The organism is Serratia sp. BNK-33-b, assembly GCF_048684565.1.
Taxonomy (GTDB): Bacteria; Pseudomonadota; Gammaproteobacteria; order Enterobacterales; family Enterobacteriaceae; genus Serratia; species Serratia marcescens.
Window position 1 is genome coordinate 1592033 of record NZ_JBLQTZ010000001.1, and the last position, 19463, is coordinate 1611495.

At 62.1% G+C, this 19463-nt stretch carries 16 protein-coding genes; 9 read left to right on the plus strand and 7 right to left on the minus strand.

Going from position 1 to position 19463, the window contains the following annotated elements; genetic code table 11:
- Positions 1–68: 68 nt before the first annotated feature.
- From ACMGGK_RS07565 to ACMGGK_RS07585, 5 genes are all read left to right on the plus strand, one after another.
- On the plus strand, positions 69–1463 hold the full coding sequence (locus tag ACMGGK_RS07565) for an MFS transporter (protein WP_420276807.1): 1395 nt from the start codon (positions 69–71) through the stop codon (positions 1461–1463).
- A 142-nt stretch (positions 1464–1605) separates the two neighbouring features.
- The gene (locus ACMGGK_RS07570; RefSeq protein WP_016927049.1) at positions 1606–2436 is read left to right on the plus strand and encodes an alpha/beta fold hydrolase; all 831 of its coding nucleotides are present in this window, start codon (positions 1606–1608) and stop codon (positions 2434–2436) included.
- A gap of 9 nt (positions 2437–2445) precedes the next feature.
- Entirely contained in the window at positions 2446–2871 is a 426-nt protein-coding gene (locus tag ACMGGK_RS07575) for a DoxX family protein (protein ID WP_016927050.1), read from the plus strand.
- On the plus strand, positions 2864–4474 hold the full coding sequence (locus ACMGGK_RS07580) for an MFS transporter (protein ID WP_420276808.1): 1611 nt from the start codon (positions 2864–2866) through the stop codon (positions 4472–4474). The genes ACMGGK_RS07575 and ACMGGK_RS07580 overlap by 8 nt, the downstream gene beginning before the upstream one ends.
- 96 nt (positions 4475–4570) lie before the next feature.
- Entirely contained in the window at positions 4571–5623 is a 1053-nt protein-coding gene (locus ACMGGK_RS07585; protein ID WP_420276809.1) for an NAD(P)H-dependent flavin oxidoreductase, read from the plus strand.
- Positions 5624–5730: 107 nt separating this feature from the next.
- On the opposite strand, the gene ACMGGK_RS07590 is transcribed toward ACMGGK_RS07585, so the two are convergent.
- From ACMGGK_RS07590 to ACMGGK_RS07615, 6 genes are all read right to left on the minus strand, one after another.
- Positions 5731–7113, minus strand: coding sequence for a serralysin family metalloprotease (locus ACMGGK_RS07590; protein ID WP_049299778.1), 1383 nt, complete (start codon positions 7111–7113; stop codon positions 5731–5733).
- A gap of 502 nt (positions 7114–7615) precedes the next feature.
- The gene (locus ACMGGK_RS07595; RefSeq protein ID WP_420278068.1) at positions 7616–8902 is read right to left on the minus strand and encodes an alginate export family protein; all 1287 of its coding nucleotides are present in this window, start codon (positions 8900–8902) and stop codon (positions 7616–7618) included.
- 44 nt (positions 8903–8946) lie between these two features.
- Positions 8947–9744 (minus strand): VOC family protein, encoded by a 798-nt coding sequence (locus ACMGGK_RS07600; RefSeq protein ID WP_162835078.1) that lies wholly within the window; start codon positions 9742–9744, stop codon positions 8947–8949.
- Between the two features lie 584 nt (positions 9745–10328).
- Positions 10329–10688 (minus strand): DUF805 domain-containing protein, encoded by a 360-nt coding sequence (locus tag ACMGGK_RS07605; RefSeq protein ID WP_049299776.1) that lies wholly within the window; start codon positions 10686–10688, stop codon positions 10329–10331.
- A gap of 113 nt (positions 10689–10801) precedes the next feature.
- Positions 10802–12997: a catalase/peroxidase HPI gene (gene katG / locus ACMGGK_RS07610; RefSeq protein WP_016927059.1), complete on the minus strand. Its 2196-nt coding sequence runs from the start codon at positions 12995–12997 to the stop codon at positions 10802–10804.
- 259 nt (positions 12998–13256) lie between these two features.
- A complete protein-coding gene (locus tag ACMGGK_RS07615; RefSeq protein WP_260967179.1) occupies positions 13257–14681 on the minus strand; it encodes a coniferyl aldehyde dehydrogenase in 1425 nt (474 codons plus the stop codon).
- Between the two features lie 204 nt (positions 14682–14885).
- Here ACMGGK_RS07615 and ACMGGK_RS07620 point away from each other — a divergent pair, with 204 nt between their 5' ends.
- From ACMGGK_RS07620 to ACMGGK_RS07635, 4 genes are all read left to right on the plus strand, one after another.
- A complete protein-coding gene (locus ACMGGK_RS07620) occupies positions 14886–15716 on the plus strand; it encodes an alpha/beta fold hydrolase (protein WP_049299773.1) in 831 nt (276 codons plus the stop codon).
- 67 nt (positions 15717–15783) lie between these two features.
- Positions 15784–16728 (plus strand): NAD-dependent epimerase/dehydratase family protein, encoded by a 945-nt coding sequence (locus ACMGGK_RS07625; protein WP_016927062.1) that lies wholly within the window; start codon positions 15784–15786, stop codon positions 16726–16728.
- A 231-nt stretch (positions 16729–16959) separates the two neighbouring features.
- Positions 16960–17835 carry a glyoxalase III HchA gene (gene hchA / locus ACMGGK_RS07630; protein WP_049299772.1) on the plus strand — a complete coding sequence of 292 codons (876 nt, stop codon included), beginning with the start codon at positions 16960–16962 and terminating at the stop codon, positions 17833–17835.
- Complete coding sequence (locus ACMGGK_RS07635) at positions 17832–18560, plus strand: PA1136 family autoinducer-binding transcriptional regulator (RefSeq protein WP_420276810.1); 729 nt, start codon at positions 17832–17834, stop codon at positions 18558–18560. Before hchA ends, ACMGGK_RS07635 begins: the two co-directional genes overlap by 4 nt.
- On the opposite strand, the gene ACMGGK_RS07640 is transcribed toward ACMGGK_RS07635, so the two are convergent.
- Positions 18557–19447, minus strand: a complete 891-nt coding sequence (locus ACMGGK_RS07640; RefSeq protein WP_049299770.1) for a LysR substrate-binding domain-containing protein — start codon at positions 19445–19447, stop codon at positions 18557–18559. The genes ACMGGK_RS07635 and ACMGGK_RS07640 overlap by 4 nt on opposite strands.
- Positions 19448–19463 lie beyond the last annotated feature (16 nt).

Here is a 19463-nt window from a genome sequence, read left to right on the forward strand (position 1 = left end):
AAAAATTTAACTCCGACGCCGCTTCGCTAGCATAGAAAGTCATTAAAAATGTTAATGCGAGGTTAACGGTGAGTGACTCTGTAGCGGCGTCGCCGATCCATGCGCGGGATTTGGCGGCCAGAATCGACGCCTTGCCCGCGTCGGCCGGCCTGTGGCGCTTTATCATTCTGCTGTCGCTGGGCGGCTTTTTCGAACTCTACGATCTGTTCCAGACCGGCTATATCAGCACCGGCCTTATCGCCGACGGCATTTTCCACACCGGCGCGCAGGGCGTCTTCGGCGTGTCGGATCAGGCGGCCTTCGCCTCCGCCACCTTTCTCGGCCTGTTCGTCGGCGCCAGCCTGCTGAGCCCGTACGCCGATCGCTTCGGCCGGCGCGCCACCTTTATGTTCGCCCTGATCTGGTATGGCGCCTTCTCGCTGCTGTTGGCGTTTCAACAGCAGGCGGAATGGGTGATCTTTCTGCGTTTTCTGGTGGGCGTCGGGCTCGGCATCGAGTTGGTGACCATCGATACCTACCTGACGGAGTGGGTGCCCGCGCATCTGCGTACCCGGGCTTTCGCCTTCGCGTTCTTCGTGCAGTTTCTGTCGGTGCCGGCGGTGGCGCTGATGTCCTGGTGGCTGGTGCCGCAGACGATTTGGGGCCTGAGCGGCTGGCGCTATGTGGTGATCGCCGGCGCGCTGGCTTCGCTGGTGATCTGGCTGGTGCGCAAGGGGCTGCCGGAGTCGCCGCGCTGGCTGGTGCAACAGCGGCGCTATGCGCAGGCCCGGCAGGTGATGCGGGACATGGAACGGCGCTGCGGCGTGGCGGCCGCAGACTTCCCGTCGCGCCCGGTTGACGATGCCGAGGGGGCGCCGCTGCGCGGCCGCTTTCGCGACATCTGGGCGCCGCAATATCGCGATCGCACGCTGATGCTGGTAGTGATGAATTTCTTTCAGGCCATCGGCTTCTTCGGCTTCGGCAACTGGTTGCCGGCGCTGCTGTCGGGCAAGGGCGCTTCGGTCACCCACAGCCTGCTGTACGCTTTCTTCATCACGCTGGCCTACCCGTTTGGCTCGCTGCTGTGCAGCTTCTACGCCGACAAGATGGAGAACAAGTGGCAGATCGTGTTGTCCTGCCTGGTGACGGTGATCTTCGGCTCGCTGTTCGCACTGCAGAACAATCCACTGTGGCTGATCCTGTGCGGTTTCTTCATCACCTGGTCCAACGCCTGGCTGACCTACAGCTACCACTCGTATCAATCCGAGATCTTCCCGACCCATATCCGCGCCCGCGCCGTCGGTTTCTGCTACTCCTTCAGCCGCCTGTCGACGGTATTCAGCAGCATCATCATCGGCATTATCTTGCAGTACGGTGGTTCGCTGGGGGTGATCGCGTTTATCGTCGCCAGCATGCTGATCGTGATGCTGGTGATCGGGCTGTTCGGCCCAAAAACGCGCGGTATCGATCTGGAAAACATCTGACGTTTTGCGCCGGCGGCGACGCCGGCTTCTTCAGCAAAAAAACTCGCGATCATGCGAAAATTATTCCGTTATCACTGCCTTTACGCCTGCCGTACTGTTAACCCGTACAAAATCCAATTCGATACCGAGCGGGGAACACGTCATGAGCACCCTTACCGCGCCCGATGGCGCACGCATTTTCTATAAGGATTGGGGCCGCGGCCAGCCGATCCTGTTCTCCCACGGTTGGCCGCTGTCCGCCGACGCCTGGGACAACCAGCTGCTGTTTTTCGGCCAGAGCGGATTCCGCGTGATCGCCCACGATCGCCGCGGCCACGGCCGTTCCGATCAAACCTGGCACGGCAACGACATCAATCAATACGCTGACGATCTGGCCCTGCTGATCGAAACGCTGGATCTGCGCGATCTGATCCTGGTCGGCCATTCCACCGGCGGCGGCGAAGTGGCGCGCTACATCGGCCGTCACGGCAGCGATCGGGTGGCGAAGGTGGTGCTGGTCGGCGCCGTACCGCCGCTGATGCTGCAAACGCCGGTCAACCCAGAGGGTACGCCGATGGCGGCCTTCGACGGCATTCGCAGCGGCGTGGCGGGCAACCGCTCGCAGTTCTTCAAAGATTTGGCGGTGCCGTTCTATGGCCTCCACTGCGACGAGGTGGAGAGCAATGCGGGGCTGATCGACCACTTCTGGCTGATGGGCATGCAGGGCGGCGTGAAAGGGCAGTACGAGTGTGTGCGCGCGTTCTCCGAAGTGGATTACACCGCCGACCTGCTGGCGATCGACAAGCCGACGCTGCTGGTGCACGGCGACGCCGATCAGATCGTGCCGATCGGCGCCTCGGCGCTGAAAGCCGCTAAGCTTATGCAACAGGCGGAGCTGAATGTTTACGCTGGCGGTTCTCACGGTTTGGCGCAGGTCGATCCCGATCGCTTCAACGCCGATCTGCTGGCCTTCATCCAAAATTCGCCGTTTTAAGGGGGCGCGATGAACCTGACTGCTATCGCCGCCCGCTGCGCACAGCGGCTGCATGCGCCCGCTGTGCGCTGGCTGCTGCTGCTCGCCATTTGCGCCGCCTATATTCAGGGCGGGTTGGTCAAAGCGCTGAACGTCGAAGGCGCGATCGCCGAGATGAGCCACTTCGGCCTGCAGCCGTCGGCGCTGTTCGCCGTGCTGGTGACGCTGCTCGAACTGGCGGCGTCGGCGCTGATCCTGAGCGGCTTTTATCGCTGGCTCGGCGCGTTGGCGCTGGCCGGTTTTACCCTGATGGCGACGCTGATGGCCAATCCGTTCTGGCAGTTCGACGGGGCGGAGCGCGGCCAGATGATGAACGGATTTTTTGAACACCTCGGGCTGGCCGGCGCGCTGTTGCTGGTGGCATTTAACGATTTGAAGGAGCGAACGGATGGCTGAACAGACGGAAAACAAGGCGGCGGCGGGCGGCTTCGCGCCGCTGAAAATCCCATTATTTGCGGTGCTGTGGGGCGCCACGGTGCTCGGCAACGTCGGCAGCTTTATGCGCGACGTCGCCAGCTCGTGGCTGATCACTGACCTGTCGAGCAACCCTTCGGCGGTGGCGCTGATGCAAACCGCCGCTACGCTGCCGGTGTTCCTGCTGGCGATCCCGGCCGGGGTGCTGTCGGACATTCTCGATCGGCGGCGCTTTCTGATCTTCGTGCAAATTCTGCTGGCCTGCGTGAGCGGCAGCCTGCTGGTGCTGTCGCAGACCGGTTCACTGACGGTGGAATATTTGCTGGCGCTGACGTTCGTCGGCGGCATCGGCGCGGCGCTGATGGGGCCGACCTGGCAGGCGATCGTGCCGGAGCTGGTGCCGCGCGCCGAGCTGAAAAACGCCGTGGCGCTGAACTCGCTGGGCATCAACATCGCCCGTTCCATCGGCCCGGCGGCCGGCGGTCTGCTGCTGGCCAGTTTCGGCGCCGGCGCGGCCTACGGCGCGGACGTGATGAGCTATGTGCTGGTGATCGCGGCGCTGCTGTGGTGGAAGCGGCCGAAGGCCGAGGACAGCGGCCTGTCGGAGCACTTTTTCGGCGCCTTCCGCGCCGGCCTGCGCTATGCCCGTTCCAGCCGCGAGCTGCACGTGGTGCTGCTGCGGGCGGCGGTGTTCTTCGCCTTCTCCAGCTCGGTCTGGGCGCTGCTGCCGCTGGTGGCGCGCCGCATGCTGGGCGGCAGCGCCGGTTTCTACGGCGTTCTGCTGGGAGCGGTAGGCGCCGGGGCGATCCTCGGGGCGATTGTGCTGCCGCGCCTGCGCCAGCGGCTGAATGCCGACGGGCTGGTGTTGCTGGCGGCGGTGTTGACGGCGGCGGTGATGGCGGCCCTGTCGCTGGCGCCGCCGCAGTGGCTGGCGGTGGTGCTGCTGTTGGTGCTGGGCGCAGGCTGGATTATCGCGCTGACCACGCTCAACGGTGCGGCGCAGGGCGTGCTGCCCAACTGGGTGCGCGGCCGCGGCCTGGCCATCTACCTGATGGTGTTCAACGGCGCGATGGCGGCGGGCAGCCTGCTGTGGGGGCTGGTGGCGCAGGAGCTGGGCGTGGCCGCCACGCTGCTGGTCGGCGGCGTCGGCCTGTTGGCGGCGGGGCTGCTGTTCCACCGCCTGCGTCTGCCGACCGGTGAGGCCGATCTGCAGCCGTCGAACCATTGGCCGGAACCGTTGGTCAACACGCCGGTCGAAAACGATCGCGGCCCGGTAATGATTCAGGTGGAGTACCGCATCCGCGAACAGGATCGCCCGCAGTTCTTGCGCACGCTGCTGATGCTGGAGCGGGCGCGCCGCCGCGATGGCGCTTACGCCTGGGGCATCACCGAGCATACCGGCGATCCGGAATGCATCATGGAGTGGTTCCTGGTGGAGTCCTGGGCGGAGCATCTGCGGCAGCACCAGCGGGTGTCGCACGCCGACGCCGATCTGCAGCAGGAGGCGCTGCGCTTCCATATCGGCCCGGAGAAACCGGTGGTGCATCACTTCCTGTCGTTGGACAGGCGGAAGGTGAAGCATTAACTGCACGGCCAGGCGGTGAGAAGGTGCTATGCTTTTGGTCGGTTCGGCGGCGCGGCCGCCGTAAGACGAATGTAGTCAGTACAGGGAGACACATTGATGACGGCACCTTCTGCTTTTGCCCGCGAGCTTGGGCTGCGCTATCCGATCGTTCAGGGGCCGATGAACGGCGCGTCACCGCCGGCGTTGGCGGTGGCGGTGAGCACCGCCGGGGCGCTGGGATCGTGCGCGGCGGCGCTGTTTTCACCGGCGCTGATCCTCGAACGTGTGCAGCAGATCCGCGCGCAGACCGCCGCGCCGTTCAACATCAATCTGTTTCTGCTCAATGAGCAGCACCCGGATCTCGCCGAACTGAAGCGCGCCCAGCACCTGCTGCGGCCGTTCCGCGAAGCGCTGGGGCTGAGCGAGCCGCCGCTCCCCACTCAATTCGCCGAAAACAACCTCGACCAGATCGCAGCCTTGCTGGAGGCTGCGCCGCCGGTGGTCAGCTTCACCTTCGGTGTGCTGCCGCGCGCCACGGTCACGCAGTTCAAGAAGGCCGGTTCACGGGTGATCGGCACCGCCACCACGGTGGCGGAAGCCCGCGCCTGGGAAGAGGCGGGCGCCGACTTCGTTTGCGTCTCAGGCTCGGAGGCGGGCGGCCACCGCCCGACCTTCCTCGGCGATATCGAACAATCCTGCGTCGGGCTGATGGCCCTGCTGCCGCAGGTGGCGGCGGCGGTGAAAATCCCGGTGATCGCTGCAGGTGGCATCATGAACGGGCGCGGCATCGCGGCGGCGCAATTGCTGGGCGCGCAGGCGGCGCAGCTCGGCACCGCGTTTCTGTGCAGCCCGGAATCGGGCATCGCCGAAGCCTGGCGGGCGGCGCTGAGCAACGCCGGCGATGACAGCACGCGCCTGACGCGCGCCTTCAGCGGCCGCCCGGCGCGCGGCATCGTCAATGACTTCATGCGGCAGATGCGCGCGGAAGAGGCGCAGATCCTGCCCTATCCGGTGCAGAACGCGCTCACCGGCGATATCCGCCAGGCGGCGGCCAAGGCCGGGCGCGGGGAGTTTATGTCGCTGTGGGCCGGGCAGGGCGTGGGCCTGGCGCGGCCGATGCCGGCGGCGGAGCTGGTCGCCACCCTGGCGGCGGAGCTGGAAGCGGTGTGAGCTCGTCTGCGCGATTTATTGCTGTGGCAATGTAAAAAGACGCCGGGGTGAGGCCTGAGAAGAGATGAACAGCCCGGCGTTCACGCCGGGCTGCGGGTTTACCCCTGCTAGACGAGAATATCGGCGGAAGCGTCGACATGCCCAACGATTTTGACAAGGAAATCAGGTAATTGATTGCCGGAGAGATTGATGGCCAGATCGGTGACATTCTGCTGCGCGTCATAATTCAGCGCCGCTTCATACAACGAGCCGCTTAAACTATCCACGAAGTGCAGCTCGCTCCCATCGGCCTTAGCCGTCTGGTTGAGCCACGACAGATCGATTTTATCCACCGCCGTCTGGAAATCGCGGATCCAATCCGGTGCGGCGGCTTGGCTGTCGCCGGCTTCGCGGAAGACGAAGGTGTCCGCGCCTGCATTGCCCCAGAGCTGATCGGCGCCGCCGGCACCGTAAATGATGTCGTTGCCTGCACCGCCTTTTAGCGTATTGTTCAGCGCGTTGCCCACTAAAATGTCTGCGCCGCTGCCGCCGATGATATTTTCAATCTGCGCGCCGTAGGCGATGGCGATATTTGCCTTCAAGCCGCCCACATCAGAGAATGCGCCTTCGTTAATGTTGATGCGCTGATCCTGGCTGTAGCCTGAAAAATCCAGCGTGTCATTGCCGCCAGCATCCCAGATAGCCGCCACGATTTTGTCCGTGGACGCCTTAACGCTCAGAAAGTCTCTGTCCGTATTCGAGTTGAAACCATAGGTGGTATCACCGGTGCGCGTGGTGGTATTCGCGCCGTAAAGCTTCTGTATGGCGGTAATATCATCCAGCTGCGGCCCTGATGGCCAAACGCCTTTATAGTCAGCGCTGGTGTATTGTTCGTTAAAATAGCTCATCAAAGAATATTGATGGTCGTCTTCATAATACTTCGCCGAGTTGGCGTAGGTGGGGTAGGTGGCATTTGACGCATCATAATTGCCGGGATGAGAAAGCCCTAACGCATGCCCTATTTCATGAGTCAGCGTATCCCTGGCGTAGTTATTGGTTTGCGGATTGGAGGCGTCGTAGCCGTTATTGCCGCTGATCCAAATGGTGCTTTTGAGATTGCTCTGCGTACTTTCATACGAGGTGTAATTGCCCCCGCTGGCCGCCTTATAAAAACCAAACTTTATATCTGCATTTTTCGCGTCGTTGCCTTTAACCTCGGTGAACGTGATGTTGGCCACATCCGACCAGGATTGCAATGAAAGCTTGGTTTGGGCTTGCTGGGCGGCGGTAAGCTGCGCGGCGCCCGTCTTGTCGCTGCCGGTATAGACGGGGAAAGAGTAGGTCAAGGTAGCCGCATGGTCGGTCACGCCTTTGCCATTGGCGGAATAATGGCTCCTCAGCAGCAGATCTGAAACTTCTTGCGTGGTATATGACGGTTTACTGCTCCCCGCGTGATCGCCTCTTTCATAACTGGTTAAATAACCGGAAATCTTATCGGTCGCTAATGACATATCAAACTCCTTTGGACGTTGACAATATTGCACCTAACGCTCTATATGCTCGTACACAGGTTTGAAAATCAGGGGTAATTAATGTGATATCATTGGCTTGCCTCCTTGGTCCGGCTTGAATATTGCGTTCAAGCAGAATATATCCTTATCATTAATCACGGTGAGGAATTAATTGTGCACTGTGATTGAGTTAAAGCAGTATAAACACAATTATTTTATTAATGAGTTATTCTTATATGAATCTTTTACATAAGATATGCGTAAAAGGCGTGCTTAAATAACCAGGTGGAATTAAATATTTATTTAATATTACACTGTAATTGGCTCGCGGAGTTTACGTGATTGATTTATCTTTTTGCTTTTATTTGGCTTTTGTCTGTGAATGGCGGCGAGTAGCCGCCATTGCCGCAATGCATATGGGCGGCTACTCGCCGGCGATCGTCATTAATTGAGTACGGGATTATTAAGGGCGCCCGCGTACACCGATTAACTTACCTGATACTTAAAAACTGTAGGTGCCCTGCGCCAGCACGAAGTTCATGTTTTTCAGCCCGGCATGTTGCTGCAGGCTGTTGCTGACGTCGAAGTAGACGTAGGCCACCTTGAACTGGAGATCGCTTCTCGGCATCCAGGTGGTTTCGACCTGGTACTGGTTGCCGATAAAGCGCGAGCCCTGTCCGCTGCCTTTCACCGGGCGCATTGGCCCGAGGTAGAAGGCGTCCTCGCGGCGTTGCCGCCATAAGGCGTCCCAGCTGAAGTCGATGGCCAGGGTTTGCCACGGCGTAATCGTGACCGAAGGATGGATAGCGATCAGGTTAGCCGGCGCCACCAGCCCGTTCTCGGTCAGGTAGGGCAGCTTGGGGTACATGGCGTTAAAGGTGTTAAGCTGCCCATCGTGACCGTTTTTATCGCCGCTGGCGATGCCAATCTTGCCGCCAAAGCGCGGCTGCCAGCGCCAGTCGCTCACCGTATAGCCGGCGTGCGCCGACGCCGACCAGGCGCGGATATCACGCTGCTCTGCGCTGCCGAACTGCCAGGCGGCTTCATTATCCCAGTCGAACCCCTGCGCCGCGCCGAAAATGCGCGCGCCGACGGTATAGCGCCGCTCTTGTCCGCTGAGCTGCGCGTAGTGGGCATCGTTATCCTCAAAGCCAAAGGTGTAGAGATCGAGCGAGGACGCCAGCGGCGTCAGCGGCGTGGTGCCGTACAGCCCCCACACCTTTTGGCTGTTGTCGGTATCGTCGTCGAAACTGCCGGTTTTAAGGGTGACAGGATGGCCGATAAAGGCGTCGAGGCGGTTTTTATCCTTGACCCAGCTGGCGCGGATAGCATCGAAGGAACGGCGCACGTTGGGGCCGTCGCGGGTGCCCAGCAGGTGCAGCGAGCCCAGCGCAATCTCCTGGCGGCCGACCCGCAGGGTGCCGAGGCCGTAGGCAGTGGGCAGTTTCATATCCACATAGCCCTGGCCGAGGTAGGCATGATCTTCGTCGGTCGGCTTGCGCCCGCGATCGCGCGGCGTGGCCAGCGACGATCCCACTTGCACATAGGCGCCGAAATAGTCGCCGTAGTCGAGGCGCGCGCCAACCAGCAAGCGCTGCATGAAAGTGTCGTCGCGTCCGCCATTCAGATCCCGTTGATCCGTCCATTCATAGCGCTCGCGCAGTGAACCGTCGAAAGATAAGGTGGCCGCATCGCCCAACGGGATGTTTTTCCAGGGGGAAGCGACGGGCTCCGCCGCCAGCGCGGGGAGCGTGGAAAACAGCAACAGTGCGGGTAGCGTGCGTTTCATCATGAATATCCGAAGAAAAAAGCGCGCCGCAGCGCGCCTTGGGTTTATTTAGCCGTCTGGTGAATTTCGGCGATGTAGCCGCCGGGGAAACGCACCAGCGCCGAGGCGCGGCGTTCCGCCGCCGTCGAACGCCACAGCACCTGCGCGCCAGTGGCCGTCGCTTTGGCCAGCGTGGCCTGCAGATCCTCGACGCCATAGCCGGTGCGCTCATGGCCGAACGGATAAGGCAGATGCCCATCGGTGACGAAAATGCGCGTTTTGCCAAAGCGCGAGTCCAGTTCGATCTGGCGGATTTTGCCGTTATCGTTGCGGCCGATCGCCGCATCGCTGACCTGTTCGTCGCTCACCACGTTGCCGTGCGAGAACGTCTGATAGCTTTTCAGGAAGTCATCGATGCGGTAAGCGGAGAGGTACAGGCGGTTTTCCGGCAGGCTCAGCAGCGGTTTGTAGTTGGGCGCTTTGGTGTGCCAATAGAGCTGCATGTTGACGCCGCCGGGCCACTGGATCACTGCGTCGCGCCCAATCGGATCGTCGAAGGGTTCGACCAGCACATCGGCGCCGGCGGCCCTGGCCTGCCGGATGGCGGCGTCCATATCCCTGACCAGAAAACCGTTGCGCTCGGCGCCGAACGGGTACGGGATCGGCGTTTTGAAATCGAACACCGAGAAGCTGCCGGCCGGCGTCAGTATCAGCTGGGAGTAAGTTTCGCTGGGGGTGGGCGTGACGTTGACCAGCACGCGTTCGGTACTGGTGCCGCCGAAGGTTTTCAGGATGCTGTCGACAAAGGCGTCCATTTTGCCGCGTTCGACGTAGACATGGGTGGTGTCATATTGCGGCCCCACGGCAAGAGACGCCGTATCGGCCGCCCATGATACGGCAGGGAGCAGCAGAGCAAGGGCCGATATCCTCAGCCGACGAGAAGAAATACCGATAGTATGTTGCATGTTGACCTCCAGGTAGCGGTTATTTTCCTGAGTGAAACGTCATTTCCTATGAGCTTTCCCGTCGGCTGAAAAATAAAAGCTAAAAACGCAACGTGCGCCGTGAAACATTAACGAAGGGCGAACGTCAGACGCCTGAACGAATATCGCGCAGGTGCAGATCATCTATTTTTATGGCGTAAAACGATAGGGCGCCTTTGCCGGCCAAACCCGCTGCCGCTAAGGAATGGCGATGGTCATTAGGCCCGCCTCGCCGCGTGTTGAGGTGAGTCGAGGATAATCCATAACGGTGTTCTCCTTGATGGGATATATCGTATTAGCGCGCTGAAGTTACGTTCTTCATTGCCCTCTAAATATAAATACAGCATTAAAAGAATTGCCGCCCATCAAATTTTTATATGACTTGTTGAGTAAATGCGAATAAGCGAGAAAAGAGAATATCGCAGCGCCAGCCATGGCTCGCCGAAGCAGGCCGTTGAGGAGGCTTACGCCAGGTTTGGGCGATCGTCGTAAGGGTTATTGATGTTCTTAGCAGGAAGGAACAGCGCGAAGATCAGCATTACATAGGGTGTGAAGCAGAACCAGGTCAGGCACCAACCACCGGAGTAACCCGCATCATGCAAACGGCGCACATTGGCCGCTAGCAAAGGCAGCAAAAACGCCGCAAGCGCGAAAATGGAAATCTCATTCATCTTGCTGGCGATAACGGCGAGATAAAGCAGAAACCAAACGTGCTGGCACAAAAGCAGCATTGAATAAGGCCCACGGCTTTCGCGGCCTGAGTAGGTGAAGGTCTTTTTGTAACTGCTGAAGAGCGGGTGAGCGTTGTCCGATGTCTGTATCATGCCATCTCCTTGGCTGCGGTTAGCCAACGTTAGCACGAAATTGCGATAAAGATATGCATCAATGATTAAAAAGCCCGCCGACTTACCGTGGCGGGCTTTGTGCTGTCGCTAAGTTACGCCAGATCGAAGCGATCGAGGTTCATCACTTTGTTCCAGGCGGCGACGAAGTCGTGGGCGAACTTCTCTTGCGCGTCGGCGCTGCCGTAGACCTCGGCCAACGCGCGCAGCTGCGCGTGCGAACCGAACACCAGATCGACGCGGGTGCCGGTCCACTTGACCGCGCCGCTGCGGCGATCGCGGCCTTCGAACAGGCCGTCTTCACCGACCGGGTGCCAGGTGGTGCCCATGTCGAGCAGGTTGACGAAGAAGTCGTTGGTCAGCGCCTGCGGCCGCTGGGTGAACACGCCGTGCTGCGTGCCGCCGACGTTGGCGCCGAGCACGCGCAGCCCGCCGACCAGCACCGTCATTTCCGGCGCGGTCAGGGTCAACAGCTGCGCCTTGTCGACCAGCAGCGTTTCGGCCGGCACGCGGTATTTGCCCTTCAGGAAGTTGCGGAAACCGTCGGCGAGCGGCTCCATCGCCTCGAAGGAGTCCACGTCGGTCTGTTCCTGTGAAGCGTCCATGCGGCCCGGCGCGAACGGCACCGTCAGGGCGAAACCGGCGTTCTTCGCCGCCTGTTCCACGCCCGCCGCGCCGGCCAGCACGATCAGATCCGCCAGCGAGATGCGCTTGCCGCCGGTCTGCGCGTCGTTGAAGGCGCGTTGAATGCTCTCCAGCTTGGCCAGCGTCGCGGCGAGCTGCGCAGGTTGGTTGACCGCCCAGTCCTTTTGCGGCGCCAGGCGAATGCGCGCGCCGTTGGCGCCGCCGCGTTTGTCTGAACCGCGGAAGCTGGAAGCCGAAGCCCAGGCGGTGGAGACTAGCGCGGACACCGACAGGCCGGAAGCCAGCACGGCGTTTTTCAGCGCGGCGATGTCCTGCTCGTCGATCAGCGGATGATCGACGGCCGGGATCGGATCCTGCCAAATCAGCTCTTCCTGCGGCACTTCCGGGCCAAGGTAGCGCGCGCGCGGCCCCATGTCGCGGTGGGTCAGCTTGAACCAGGCGCGGGCGAAGGCGTCGGCCAGTTCCTCCGGGTGTTCATAGAAGCGGCGCGAAATCTTCTCGTAGGCCGGATCGAAACGCAGCGACAGATCGGTGGTCAGCATGGTCGGGCGGCGCTTCTTGTTCGGATCGAAGGCGTCGGGAATGGTTTCACCGATGTCTTTCGCCACCCACTGGTGCGCGCCGGCCGGGCTTTGGCTCAGCTCCCATTCGTATTCGAACAGGTGGCGGAAGAAGTCGTGGTTCCACTGGGTCGGGGTGGTGGTCCAGGTGACCTCCAGGCCGCTGGTGATGGCGTCTTTGCCGACGCCGGTGCCGAAGGTGCTGTGCCAGCCGAGGCCCTGCGCTTCCAGCCCGGCCGCTTCCGGATCGGCGCCGACGTGAGACGCCGGGCCGGCGCCGTGGGTCTTGCCGAAGGTGTGGCCGCCGGCGATCAGCGCCACGGTTTCTTCGTCGTTCATCGCCATGCGGGCGAAAGTTTCACGGATGTCGCGCGCGGCGGCTACCGGATCGGGATTGCCGTCCGGGCCTTCCGGGTTAACATAGATCAGGCCCATCTGCACCGCCGCCAGCGGGTTTTCCAGATCGCGGTCGCCCGAGTAGCGGCTGTTCGGCCCGCCGCTCAGTTCCAGCCAGATCTTCTCAGAACCCCAGTAGACGTCGTCCGGCTCCCAGGTGTCGGCGCGGCCGCCGGCGTAGCCGAAGGTTTTGAAGCCCATCGATTCCAGCGCCACGTTGCCGGTCAGGATCAGCAGATCGGCCCAGGAGATGTTGCGGCCGTATTTCTGCTTGATTGGCCACAGCAGGCGGCGCGCCTTGTCGAGGCTGACGTTGTCCGGCCAGCTGTTGAGCGGGGCGAAGCGCTGCTGGCCTTCGCCCGCGCCGCCGCGGCCGTCGCCGATGCGGTAGGTGCCGGCGCTGTGCCAGGCCATGCGGATGAACAGGCCGCCGTAGTGGCCGAAGTCCGCCGGCCACCATTCCTGCGAGTCGGTCATCAGGGCGTGCAGATCCTGTTTGACCGCCGCCAGATCGAGGCTGTTGAAGGCATCGGCGTAGTTGAAGTCTTTATCCATCGGATCGGACAGGGGGGAATGCTGATGCAGCGGTTTCAGGCTGAGCTGATTAGGCCACCAATCCTGATTGGTGGGGCCGTTCTGCGGTGCGGGCTGCTTGCCGCCCGAAAACGGGCATTTGCTTTCAGTTGTCATAATGCGCTCTCTGCTTCCGTAAAGATGCTCCAGCCGCCGGGCGTGGAGCGGTTAACAAGGCATGCGGGTAAGGCTTGCGTCGGGTATTGCGCTAAATAACTGAACTCAATCGATTTACGTCATCCTCGCCGCCAACGGGCAAAGGGTGACTCATGGCTAAGCTTAGTCAGCGGCGGCGGAGAGATAAAATAGGAATGAGTGAATATTGTGATAGCTTGCGGCGATTTATGGGTGTGCTATTGATAGTCAACACGCCGCGTTATCGGCGCCGCAACATGAACGCGAGCACTGCGTCCGCCAGCTTGCCGAACGGCGCGCGCAGCAGGTCGGTAAAGCGCCAGCGGCTCTGGATGAAAACGCCTTTGGCGTGGCTCAGCGCCCGAAATCCTTCGATGCCGTGACAGGCTCCCATGCCGCTGGGGCCGATGCCGCCGAACGGCAGGTCGTCCTGAGCGAAGTGCAGCAGGGTGGCGTTGATGCTGACGTTGCCGGAGGCGGTGCGCGCCAGCAGCCGATCCTGCTGCGCGTCTGCCGGGCCAAAGTAGTACAGCGCCAGCGGGCGCGGCCCGGCGTTGATAATGTCGATCGTTTCATCAAAGGCGGCGTAGGTGCGCACCGGCAGCAGCGGCCCGAAGATCTCTTCTTGCATGATCCGGCTGTCGTCGGGGGCGCCGACGACAAGCGTGGGGGCCAGGGTTTTCGGCCGTTCAGACGCCGAGTCCGGGCGATGGCCGACCGGAATGATTTGCGCGCCTCGCGCCTGGGCATCGGCGAGCAGATCGTGCAAGCGGTGGTAGTGCCTGTCGTTGATGATGGCGCCGTAGTCGTCGCCGGTTGGCCCGTCGGGATAAAAGGTTTTGACCGCCGCGTCGTAGAGCGCCATGAAGCTTGCCAGATCGTCCTGATGAACCAGCAGGTAATCGGGCGCGATACAGGTTTGGCCCGCGTTCGACAGCTTGCCGAACGCCACGCTCTTGACGTTTCTGGCGTTAACCGCGCCGCGCGCCATGACGGCGGGGCTTTTGCCGCCCAGTTCGAGCGTTAACGGCACCAGATGTTTGCCGGCCGCCTGCATGACCTGACGGCCGATTGCCGTGCTGCCGGTGAACACCAGATGGTCGAACGCCAGCTCGCTGAATCTGGTCCCGACGTCCGGCCCGCCGGTCACGACGGCGACCTCATCGGCGGGAAACCGCGCCGCCAGCATCGTTTGGATGAGGCGGCTGGTATGCGGCGTGAGCTCCGAAGGTTTCAGCATCACGCGGTTGCCGGCGGCCAGGGCGGTGGCCAGCGGGATGAAGGTCAACGAGAAGGGATAGTTCCACGGAGCCATGATGCCAATCACGCCCTTGGGCTGATATTGCACATAGGCGCGTGCGGCCTGATACGGCAGGGCGACGTGGCGGCGCTCCGGCTTCATGAAGCGTTTCAGGTTGCGCAGCAGGTAATCGATCGCCTGAACGGTGACCAGAATCTCCAGAATGTCGGTTTCGTAAGGCGAACGGTGGCCGAAGTCCGCGCTGACGGCCGCCGCCAGCGCGGCGCGCTGAGCCAGAATGGCGCTCCGCAAGCGGCGCAGGGCGGCCTTGCGCTGTTGCAGCGTCGGCGCGCCGTCGCGCAGGAAGGCGTGGCGCTGGGCGGCAAGCCGTTGCTCCATCGTCGTGGCGGTGTCATCTCCTTGCACTTGAATACTCCTGATGCCGATCGCGTTACTGAGGGAAATACCGCTTGCCGGGCCACTATTGACCTTAAAGTGAACTTTAAACCTATACTCGTTAAACGATCAACGCAAGATCGTCGGCCAACCGGGATGAGGGAGCCAGAGATCCCGGCGCCGTGCGCAGTATAAACCTTCTTTTTTAACCATAGTGTAAATGGGAGAAACGACATGGGTTATGTAACGACCAGCGATGGCGTCGAGATTTTCTACAAGGATTGGGGCCCCAAAAACGGCAAGGTTATCTATTTCCACCACGGCTGGCCGCTGTCGAGCGATGACTGGGATGCCCAGATGCTGTTCTTCGTGAACAAAGGATTCCGCGTGATTGCGCACGATCGCCGCGGCCACGGCCGCTCCAGCCAGGTGTGGGAAGGGCACGACATGGATCACTATGCCGATGACGTCGCCGCGGTGGTAAAACACCTCGGCGTACAGGGTGCCATGCACGTGGGCCACTCGACGGGCGGCGGCGAGGTGGTGCGCTATATCGTGCGCCACGGCGAGGACAAGGTGTCCAAAGCGGTGTTGATCAGCGCGGTGCCGCCGCTGATGGTAAAAACCGACGCCAATCCGCAGGGCACCCCAAAATCGGTATTCGATGATTTCCAGGCGCAGCTGGCCGCCAACCGGGCGCAGTTCTATTACGACGTGCCGGCCGGCCCGTTCTACGGCTATAACCGCCCGGGCGCCAAGCCGTCGGAGGCGATTATCTGGAACTGGTGGCGCCAGGGCATGATGGGCGGCGCCAAGGCGCACTATGACGGCATCGTCGCCTTCTCGCAGACCGATTTCACCGAAGATCTCAAGAAGATCGCCATTCCGGTGCTGGTGATCCACGGCGACGACGATCAGGTGGTGCCTTATCAGGATTCCGGTGTGCTCTCGGCCAAGCTGGTGCAAAACGGCACGCTCCATACCTATAAGGGCGCGCCGCACGGCATCCCGACCACCCATGCCGATCAGGTCAACGCCGATCTGCTGGCGTTCGTGAACAGCTAAGCGCGAAAAAGCACCTTTGCTCCGCCCTGAGTGGGTGGAGCTTTTTTCATTGCGATGAGGAACGCCAATGCAAACGATCCTGGGCGCCAGTGGCCAGATCGCCCAAGAGCTGGCGCGTGAACTGAAGCGCGCGCACACCGATGATTTAAGATTGGTCAGCCGCCACCCGAAGAAGATCAACGACAGCGATACGCTGGTTGCGGCCGACCTGCTCGACGCGCAGCAGACCCTGGCGGCGGTGAAGGGCAGCGAGGTGGTGTATTTCGCCGCCGGCTTGCCGCCGGATTCGGCGCTGTGGGAGCGACAATTTCCGACCATGCTGCAGAATGCGCTGGACGCCAGCCGTACCGCGGGCGTGCCCTTTGTCTATTTCGACAATACCTATATGTATCCGCAGAACGGCGAGCCGCAGACGGAATCGACGCCGTTCGCGCCTCGGGGGCGCAAGGGACGGGTGCGCGCTCTGATGACCGAGAAGGTGCTCGACGAGATGAAGCGCAAGCAGATCCCCGTGCTGATCGGCCGTGCGCCCGAGTTTTATGGGCCGGGGAAAACGCAGAGCTTCACCAATGCGTTGATCGTCGACAGGTTGAAAGCGGGGGAAAAACCGCGCGTGCCGGTTCGCGATGACAGGCTGCGCACGCTGATTTGGACGCCCGACGCCAGCCGCGGGTTAGCTCGGCTCGGCAATACGCCCGACGCGTTCGGCCAGACGTGGCATCTCCCGTGCTGCGACGAGCGGCTCACCTATGCGCAGTTCGCCGCGTTGGCCTGCGAGGTGTTTGGGAAGGACATTTCATATTCCGTTATCGGCAAATGGGCGTTGATCGCCGCAGGGCTGTTTTCATCCGGGGCGCGAGAGATGCGCGAGCTGCTGCCGCGCTACGAGCACGATAACCTGTTCGACTCGACCAAGTTCAAACAGCGTTTTCCCGACTTCGCCGTCACGACGTATCGCGCCGGGCTGGAAACGATTTGGCGGGAGTGGAAGAACGCGCAAGCGCGACGTTAAGGCGTCTGTCGCGCCATGAGCAGGCGCATTCGGCACCCTGTCATCACTCTGCCCACCGTCTCGATCGGCGCGAGCGAGCCTCGACCTTCACCGGGCGGGGCTTTTTATTGGCTATGGCACCCCGCTTGAGCGCTGCCAGCGCGAGGGTGATTGAGGGATATCCCTCATTGCGGCCCCGCCGGCGGTTATTTAAGCTGAAAGGGCAATGCAACGGTGAATATGGAGATAATCATGACTGATTCAGTGTCCAACGATCGTAATCCCACCCCGGATGTGGCGGAAGACAACGCGTTCTTCCCATCGCCTTACTCCCTCAGCCAGTACACCTCGTCCAAAACCGACTTCGCGGGCGCCAGCTACCCGAACGCCTATCGCGGCGGCAAGTGGAAGGTGCTGATGATCGCCTCGCAGGAGCGCTACCTGCTGATGCAAAACGGCAAGTTCTTCTCCACCGGCAACCACCCGGTCGAGATGCTGTTGCCGATGTATCACCTGGATCTGGCCGGTTTCGAGATCGACATCGCCACGCCGTCCGGCGATCCGGTGAAGCTGGAGATGTGGGCGTTCCCGCATGAAGATGAAGCGGTCAAGGCCACCTACGAGAAGTACCGCAGCCAACTCAAGCAGCCGAAAAAGCTGGCGGAAGTGGTGAAGGATCTGGATGGCGGCAACTATCTCGGTGTTTTCATCCCCGGCGGCCACGGCGTGCTCAATGATATCCCGTTCAGTGAAGAGGTGAAAAAGACGCTGCACTGGGCCCATGACAACGATCGCTACGTGATCTCGCTGTGCCACGGGCCCGCCGGTTTGCTGGCGGCGGGCATTGGCGAGAGCAAAGACGATTTCCTCTATCGCGGCTATGAGATGTGCGTGTTCCCGGATGCTCTCGATACCGGCGCCAACATCGACATCGGCTATATCCCCGGCCCGATGCCCTGGCTGGTGGGCGAACGCCTGCGTGAGCTGGGCGTGAAGATCGTCAATGCCGACATCACCGGCAAGGTGCATAAAGATCGGCGCCTGCTGACCGGCGACAGCCCGCTGGCTTCCAACAACCTCGGCAAACTGGCGGCGGAGACGCTGCTGGCCGACGTCGCCGCGCGATGAGCGATGAGATCGCGCAGCGCGCTTTCCAGACGGCGTTGGCGATGGACCACGAGCGAACCCTGTCCGCCATTCAGAGGCGGGTTCGCGCCTTCGCCGCGCCGTTCGGCTTCGATCGCTTTGTGCTGTTTTCCGCTTCCGCCACGGCGGAGGCGGGGATCGAGCATATCTATTGGGTCGAAGGCGACTGGTTCGGCGAGGGGGAGGCGGTCGATGCGCTGACCTACGTGCGGCACTGCCCGGTGACTCGCCACATGCTGCGGGCCAGCGAGCCGTTCTTCTGGACCAAGACCCGGGCGCAGCAGGGAGAGCGCTACCGGATTGTGCGCACGCCGCGCGGCGCGGGCCTGCACGGCGTGCAAATCCCGGTGTTCGGCCCCGCAGGCCTGGAGGGCGCCGTCAGCCTGGGAGGCGAGCGCATCGACGCCTCGCCGCCGGTGCGGTTGGCGCTGTCGCTCGTGGGCTCGGCGGCCTTTCTGGCGGCGCGGCGGCTGTTCGAACCGGCAGCCGGCAAAGAAGAAGGCCGGCTGTCGGCGCGCGAGCGCGAGGTGCTGAGCTGGACCGCCATTGGCCGGCGGCAGGCGGATATCGCCGCGATGCTCGGCCTGTCTGAACGCACGGTGGAAAACCACCTGCGCCGCATTCGCCAGCGTCTCGGCGCCGCCACTACCGCGCAGGCGATCAGCGTGGCGATCCGCCTGGGCGAAATCGCCCCCGAGAGCCGTTAGCCCGCCGCCATTTGCCGCAGCAGCCACGCGCGCAGCGCCATGATATCGGGACGCTGTGCGGTCTCCTCGGTGGTCATCAGATAGTAGTTGGCGCCGGGCAACGACATCTCGAACGGCGCGGCCAGCACGCCGCGCTGCAACAAATCGCGCGCCAGCAGCCGGCTGGCGATCACCACCCCTTGGCCCGCCACCGCCGCCTGCAGCGCATGGGTTTCGTCACTGAAGGTCAGCCCGGCTTCCACGTTCAATCCTTCCGGCCCGTAGCGCCGTCGCCAGTTCTCCCAGGTCGGCGAGTCGGCGGGCACCTGCCGATGCTCCACGTGAAACAGCGTCACCCGCTGCAAATCTTCGATGCGCTCCAGCGCCAGCGCCGGGCTAGCCACCACGATAAAACGATCCTCATGCAGCAGGGTGCAGTGCAGATCGCTTTCCGGCATTTCGCGGTAGCGGATGGCGACGTCCACGGTGCGCTGGCTGAGATCGACGCGCTCGACGCTGGTGTGCAGGCGCAGATCGATGGCGGGAAACTCCGCCTTGAAATCCGCCAGGCGCGGCACCAGCCAGTGGGTGAGAAAGTTGGAGGTGGTGGTGACGGTCAGCGCCGGCGGCTGCCGGGCGCGGGTGATTTGGGCGACGGACTGCGCCAGCGCGGCAAAGGCGCGCTGGGTGCCGGCATACAGGATCTCGCCGGTCTCGGTCAGGCTGACGCCCTGCGCGCTGCGCTCGCACACCCGGCATTCCAGCACCGACTCCAGCAGCTTGATCTGGTGGCTGACTGCCGTCGCGCTGACGCCCAGCTCCTCGGCGGCATGTTTAAAGCTGCGGCAGCCGGCCACGGCGTGGAAAGCGCGCAGCGCGCCCAGCGGCGGCAAACGGGTTTTTCTCATGGCTGAATTATTCTCA